This window comes from Acinetobacter sp. HR7 (genome assembly GCF_000773685.1).
Lineage (GTDB): Bacteria > Pseudomonadota > Gammaproteobacteria > Pseudomonadales > Moraxellaceae > Acinetobacter > Acinetobacter thermotolerans.
The window spans coordinates 85,271-91,873 of the sequence record NZ_JPQO01000206.1 but is presented as its reverse complement, the minus strand read 5'-3'; the positions used below and the strand labels follow the sequence as shown (position 1 = coordinate 91,873).

The window sequence follows — 6,603 nt, the reverse complement described above, 5'->3', positions numbered from 1 at the left end:
ATTTCATCGAACTCAGGTTATATATAAGCTTTACAATGAGTTTTCTTATAGTTAGAAGATGGCTTAAAAAATGATGAGCTCAAATTCACTGAATTTGCTTAAGGGAAGAAAATTTCCTTCTTATTAGAATAAGTAGGTTTGTTTGCGTCTAAAATAAACTTTTGGTGATAAAAACCGGTAGCCATAAATTAGCTCATTTAAAATAAGTAATATCGGAATTTTAAGCTTAAACGTACTTACAATAAACTTGATAAATAGCCTAAGCAAATTTTAATTAGTTCATCAAAACAACTTTTCAAATTTTTTATTGATTTATGAGATTTTTGAATCAGCTTTAAGTTTGCAGTCTTATGCTAATATGCGGTGAGTCATTCTCTGAGGATATTATCTTGCAAAATCGGAAGCTTAAAATTGGAATCGTCGTGGGTGAAGTATCGGGAGATACTTTGGGTGCCAGTCTGATTCGCCGTTTTCGTGAGCAGGGTATTGATGCCGATTTTGAAGGGATTGGTGGTCCACAGATGATGGCTGAAGGCTTCAAAAGCTACTATCCGATGGATATTTTGTCGGTGATGGGTATTGTTGAAGTCCTGAAAGATATCAAGAAACTGTTTGCAGTACGGGATGGTCTGGTTGAAACTTGGAGCAAAGATCCAGTCGATGTGTTTATCGGGATTGATGCACCAGACTTTAACCTGCGTTTATCCAAGAGCTTAAAGCAAAAACAGTTACCGATTAAAACTGTGCAATATGTCAGTCCTTCTGTATGGGCATGGCGTCAAGGCCGTGTGCATGGCATCAAAGCCAGCATTGATCTGGTGCTGTGCCTATTCCCGTTTGAAAAAGCCTTTTACCAAAAATGGCAGGTGCCGGCCGCCTTTGTTGGTCACCCATTAGCTGGACAGTTGCCTTTGCAAAATCCACTGGCGCAAGCCAAGCAGGAACTCAGACTTGATCCGGAACAAAAATACATTGCCTTGTTACCAGGCAGTCGCCGTGGCGAGATTGAACGACTGGGATCATTGCTGTTAGATACTGCTCAGATTCTGCAACAAAAATACCCTGAATATACCTTTCTGATTCCGGCGATCAATGATGCCCGAAAACAGCAGATTGAATCACTGTTAAGTCATTATCCGGATAGCCTGAAAGCGAAGATTAAACTGATGGAAAATACCAGCAGCGATTCCAAAATTGGCCGTCAGGTAATGAATGCTTCAGATATCGTCGCGCTAGCATCAGGTACTGCGACGCTGGAAGCAATGTTGCTGCATCGTCCAATGGTCACTTTCTATAAATTACATTGGCTGACTTACCATATCGCCAAGTTGCTGGTGAAAATTCCATATTATTCGCTGCCAAATATCATTGCTGGCAAGAAAGTCATCGAAGAACTGATTCAGTCTGATGCGACACCAGAACGACTGGCCGCTGAAATTGAAAAGCTGATGAATATCGAAGTCGCTCAGACACAGGTGATGCAGCATATCACTATGCATAAGCAATTGCTGTCAGGTAATAGCGAAGATCCAGTGGCTGCTGTGCTGGAACTGGTCAAATAAGTTCTATTATTCCTTTCTATATTCCTGATGTTGTTGCCGGTACTGGCTCGGCGTCAGTTCAAACTGTTTCTTGAAACTCTGGCTAAATGCAGTTTCGGAAGAGTAGCCAACCCGATGTGCGATCTGCTGCACACTCAGGATATTTTCGCTTAAATAACGTGCAGCAAGGCGCATCCGGTGTTGTTGCAAATACGCCAGAGGCGTTTCACCAACCACCTGGGTAAATAGCTGGGCAAATTTGGAACGCGACATATGACACTGTTCCGCCAGACTTTCTACAGTCCAGTTTTGTTCTGGTTGATCATGAATCGTAGCCAATGCACTAGAGAGTTCCGGATGACTTAAGGCATTGAGCCAGCTCGAGGCATGTGGCGCATTCAGAATATAATCCCGTACACATTCAATCAGCAGAATACTCACCAAATGATCCAGAATCCGGTCACGACCTGGGCGGGTTTCCTGAGTCTCAACGGCTAAAAACTGCAAGCCAATCTGTAGCCATTCTGGAGCTGAATCACTCAGGATATGCCGGGTATGCAAGTAATCGGGCAGTGATGCAATTAGTGGACGTGCCATCTGGATATCCATTTTCGAGCGAATCGCCAGAATAAAGCTACGTTGCTGCTGTTCTATGCCGAAATCAATGTTCTGCTGGGCATGGCTTTGGAAGTAGCTATTAATTTCCGTACTGCTCGTAAACTGATCCTGAGCTGGGCAAGAGAGATGATGTGCCTTGGCCGAAGGCAATAACACCAGATCACCTTGCTGCAATATCACAATATCTTCTGAATCTTCAAAGTTAAGCGCTGCCTGCCCATGCAGAATCACATAAGCCAGCATGGATGGCTCATGGCTATAGCTCAGTCGATGGGGATGATAGACATTCAGATAAATGTATTCTGATCGGGCCAAGTGGATATCATCAAAAATTTTGCTTAGCGCATCCATGCGTATACTGTTCTAAATAAAGGATATTTTTATAAAAATTCGCATGTGAATTGAGGTCAGAAATTGGCAGATCAGGACAAAGACGCTGACATAGCTTTTCTGGACGCTGACAACTGTGCACAGGCGCGGAATTATTCAACTATAACTGCAGGGTAACATAAGACAGGAGAGTTGCAATGAATGCCCCTGCAAAAATCAGAAATATCTTTAACGAGCAGGAAGCTCAGCCTTTAACAGGTCGTCATCTGGACAAGAAACGTTTTGGCTGGTTGCTGAGTCCGGGATTGCCGGTCATTGGCATAGGTATTTTGGCTGGTTACCATTTCGGCCCCAAAGCCACCAAGAAAGTCTTTGCCATGGGTGGGCCTTTATTACTACATGTGATTATTCCGACTTTAGATGCCTTAATTGGTGAAGATGAAAATAACCCAAGCGATGAGCAGATCAAGGCACTAGTCAAAGATCCGTATTATGACCGTATCGTAAAACTGTTTATTCCTTTGCAAATGGCAGCGAATGCCTATGCCGGTTATGTGGTTTCTCGTCCAACTACTCCAATGCTGGATCAAATCCTGCTTGGCATTTCGATGGGGGCGATAAATGGGATTGGCGTCAATACCGCGCATGAACTCAGCCATCGCCCGAATAAATCGGATCATTACTGGTCTCATGCCAGCCTGATGCCACTCGGTTATAACCATTTCCGTATCGAGCATCCATATGGGCATCATAAACGTGTGGCAACACCTGAAGATCCAGCATCTTCGAAAATGGGTGAATCCTTCTATAAATTCTGGCCACGTACCGTTTTTGGTGGAATCAAATCTGCGATTCAGATTGAAAAACGCCGTTTGCAGCGTAAGGGCTTAAGTTTCTTTAGCAAGGAAAATGAACTGTTTCATGGCTGGGCCATGAGTGCTGGTTATCATACATTGATGCTGAAAACCTTTGGCAAGAAGATCATTCCTTATACGCTGACTCAAGCTTTTTATGGCATCAGTCTGTTTGAAATCGTCAATTATATTGAGCATTACGGGCTGAAACGTGAACAGACCGAAGATGGTAAATACGTGCGGACCTTACCGGAACATAGCTGGAACAATAACAATATTGTGACCAACCTGTTCCTATATCAGTTACAGCGCCACTCTGATCACCATGCTTTTCCTAGCCGACCATTCCAAGCGCTACGCAATTTTGAGGAAGCACCGGTATTGCCAAGTGGTTATGCCACCATGTTAATTCCAGCTTTAGTACCGCCACTCTGGTACAAAATGATGGATAAACGCGTGTATCAGCATTATCAGGGTGATCTGAGCAAAGCCAATATCTTGCCATCTAAACGTAAACAGCTTTTTGCCAAGTTTGGCGTGCAGGAAAACGCCGCTTAAGGCTTTTCATATTTCCAATAAAAAATGCGCCTTAAATTAGGCGCATTTTTTATATTTAAAACAGGCTAAGCGTTTGGAAGTATCACTGTTATTTATAAAATGATTTAGCGCGCAACAGCTTTAGCTTTACGACCGTGCAGCAGATAATACCAGATCAGGCAGGTGAAGGTAATAATCGCACTGTAGATATACAGGTGTTCATAACCAATTTGATCCAGGAAATTCCCGATGAAATAAGGACCAAATCCTAGCGCAGCGTCTAGCGCGATAAAGAAAGTTGAAGTCGCCAATCCCATACGTTCCAGCGTGGTACTTTTCACAGCAATGGTCTGACAGATAGACTGAATATTACCGTAACCAAAGCCGAGTAATGCAGCACTGGTCAATAACATCACCGAGTTATGTGCTTGACTCAGTAAACCAATCCCCAATGCCATCAGCACAATCGCTGGATACATGATGACATTTTCACCTTTACGGTCCATCAGGCGGCCGGTAAATGGACGGGAAATCAGAATCGCTGCAGCATACATCAGGAAGAAGAAAGAGGCTGCCTGTAACAGGTTGATTTCTTTGGCATACAGGTTAATAAAGGACAGTACACCAGAATAACAAGCACCAGCGATCAGGATAATCACTGCAATTGGAAAAGCTTTGGGTTCAACAAACTGAGCCAGGCGAGAAGTGGATTGCGCAGTATGTTGAGGGTTAGGTTTGGCAGCAAGTTTCACTTGTGAGGTATCTACACCAAAACTGAACAGTAGACAGGTTAGTGCAACAAACGAAGTAAAGGCAAAAATCACTTGATAGTCATATTGTGCCATCAGCCAGATCGCCAGGAATGGGCCAATTGCAGTCGCGAGGGTACTACTGGTACTGAAATAACCAATGCCTTCACCACGACGACTTGGCGGAATGGTCTGGGCCAGTACTGTACCAATCACGGTACCGGCAACGCCCATCATAAAGCCGTGCGCAAAACGGAGGGCAATTAGATAGGGCACATCCATCGGAATGAAATACAGGCCAGAAAAGATGAAAAAGCCAATGGCACCCGCAACCAGGCTGGCTTTGGCACCAAGATTCGACATGAATTTCCCGATCAGCAGACGGCCGACTAGAGTCCCCACGACAAAGACACCTGAGATCAGACCCGCCTGGGCTGTGGTGGCATGTAATTCAGCAAGGGCATAGCCCACACTGACAATCACCAGCAGATAGAACACCAGAACCAGCTGGAAATTCATGGCACTGAGCAGGATAAAGTTTTTCGTCCAGAGTTTGGGTTGAGAGTCAGCCATGTTGTTGGTCCTTTCTGCTTTGAAGGGAATTCATAAAATCTAAGATAAAAGCATGCGCTTGTTTCAGTTGGCTTTTGTCAAAACCATGTAGCAATTCGGTTTCTAAATCATCGATCTTGTCGCTACACAGCTGAAACTGTTGCTCACCTAGGGGAGAAAGTGAGAGCAGCTTTTGGCGCTTGTCAGTGGTTGGGAGAGATTCAATCAGGTTCATTTCCATCAAGGTATTTAAACGCTTGGTTACTGCTGGTTTGGAAATTTGCAGTTCGTGGGCAATATCCAGTGCGGTGCAATGATCATTCATCTTGATAATGACCAGGCTTTGCCACAGTGAATAATTCAGTCCATGCTCAAGCAAGACAGCATTGACTTCATCACTGAGCAGCCGGGCACAGCGCAGCAGTGCAAAACGGAATCGGGAGGTGGTATCCATAGGATAATGTTAACCAGGTTAACTAAATGTGTGTAATGTACGCCTATCAGAATGAAATTTCAAGCAATCTATCAGCCGCTCCGATATGGCTTAACAGATATTTGAAGGATGAAATGGGCTAATTTTCTGGGAAAAGACATTGATTTTCTTTAAGATGCGAACTGAGTTGAAACACAAAAATGGGTGAACTGATGCAAGCGCTGAATATTGGAACTTTGGTCAATAATTTATTTCAAAATAGTTCCAAATTAATCGAGGACTTGCAGCCAGAAATCAGTTCAGAAGAACAGTTACTACAAGCAATTCAAGATGCCGCTCAGACGCGTAGCAAGACAGCAACTCAACATCATGTCATGCTGCTCGATCATTTTGATGGCTCAAAACTGAGTTATGTGTTTAGTCCCTTGATCCTGTCAGTACTGAAACATAAAACTATCTTTATCAGTCCAGCCAATGATGAGCTGCAGCAGGTTTTAGGTGAATATTTCCGCGTTGAGGCTTTAAAACTGAAGCATGAACAGGCTTTACAGGAAATGGATATCTGCTTTGATTTAACTGCGAACGATATTTCTATAACAGATTTGCAGCACTATGCCGTACTCAAAACTTTACTTGATCCATATTGCCAGAGCCTGATCGTCATTGGAAATAAACTGGATGAGGCATTGAAAACCTTGCTAGAAGCGTTAGGTATTCAGACCATTCATCAACAATTAACACCGCAAAGTTTTGATTTGAGTGAAATCGAATATAAAAAACTGCTATGGAAGCGTAAGAACGAAACCATTGCAGCGATTTGTGAAGAAATCACAACTGCCAATATTGAATTAGTGACTCAACTCAGTGGCATTCAAAAGGTAGATGCAGAGCATTTGATTGAGGACTTGATGTATAGCGAACACCTGTTTGAAAAAGTCTCTGTTTTTGGTGAATTTACTGAAACCATTTATAAGCATCAGCTGAAATAA

At 43.3% G+C, this 6,603-nt stretch carries 6 protein-coding genes; 3 read left to right on the top strand and 3 right to left on the bottom strand.

Features of this window, described 5'->3' with window-relative positions; genetic code table 11:
* The first annotated feature begins 389 nt into the window (after nt 1-389).
* Complete coding sequence (lpxB, locus tag GW12_RS13220) at nt 390-1,562, top strand: lipid-A-disaccharide synthase (protein WP_034588327.1); 1,173 nt, start codon at nt 390-392, stop codon at nt 1,560-1,562.
* Between the two features lie 6 nt (nt 1,563-1,568).
* On the opposite strand, the gene GW12_RS13215 is transcribed toward lpxB, so the two are convergent.
* Complete coding sequence (locus GW12_RS13215; RefSeq protein WP_034588323.1) at nt 1,569-2,510, bottom strand: AraC family transcriptional regulator; 942 nt, start codon at nt 2,508-2,510, stop codon at nt 1,569-1,571.
* Nucleotides 2,511-2,686: 176 nt separating this feature from the next.
* Between GW12_RS13215 and GW12_RS13210 the strand changes: the two genes are divergently transcribed.
* Nucleotides 2,687-3,901, top strand: a complete 1,215-nt coding sequence (locus GW12_RS13210) for an alkane 1-monooxygenase (RefSeq protein ID WP_034588321.1) — start codon at nt 2,687-2,689, stop codon at nt 3,899-3,901.
* A 104-nt stretch (nt 3,902-4,005) separates the two neighbouring features.
* On the opposite strand, the gene GW12_RS13205 is transcribed toward GW12_RS13210, so the two are convergent.
* Nucleotides 4,006-5,202 (bottom strand): MFS transporter, encoded by a 1,197-nt coding sequence (locus tag GW12_RS13205; RefSeq protein WP_034588320.1) that lies wholly within the window; start codon nt 5,200-5,202, stop codon nt 4,006-4,008.
* The gene (locus tag GW12_RS13200) at nt 5,195-5,635 is read right to left on the bottom strand and encodes a MarR family winged helix-turn-helix transcriptional regulator (RefSeq protein WP_034588318.1); all 441 of its coding nucleotides are present in this window, start codon (nt 5,633-5,635) and stop codon (nt 5,195-5,197) included. The genes GW12_RS13205 and GW12_RS13200 overlap by 8 nt, the downstream gene beginning before the upstream one ends.
* A gap of 179 nt (nt 5,636-5,814) precedes the next feature.
* Between GW12_RS13200 and GW12_RS13195 the strand changes: the two genes are divergently transcribed.
* Nucleotides 5,815-6,603, top strand: coding sequence for a hypothetical protein (locus GW12_RS13195; protein ID WP_227504170.1), 789 nt, complete (start codon nt 5,815-5,817; stop codon nt 6,601-6,603).

Bases quoted from the DNA above. Each gene is read 5' to 3' on its own strand.
- GW12_RS13215 (WP_034588323.1), bottom strand. From the start codon at position 2,510: ATGGATGCGCTAAGCAAAATTTTTGATGATATCCACTTGGCCCGATCA.
- GW12_RS13210 (WP_034588321.1), top strand. From the start codon at position 2,687: ATGAATGCCCCTGCAAAAATCAGAAATATCTTTAACGAGCAGGAAGCT.
- GW12_RS13205 (WP_034588320.1), bottom strand. From the start codon at position 5,202: ATGGCTGACTCTCAACCCAAACTCTGGACGAAAAACTTTATCCTGCTC.
- GW12_RS13200 (WP_034588318.1), bottom strand. From the start codon at position 5,635: ATGGATACCACCTCCCGATTCCGTTTTGCACTGCTGCGCTGTGCCCGG.
- GW12_RS13195 (WP_227504170.1), top strand. From the start codon at position 5,815: ATGGGTGAACTGATGCAAGCGCTGAATATTGGAACTTTGGTCAATAAT.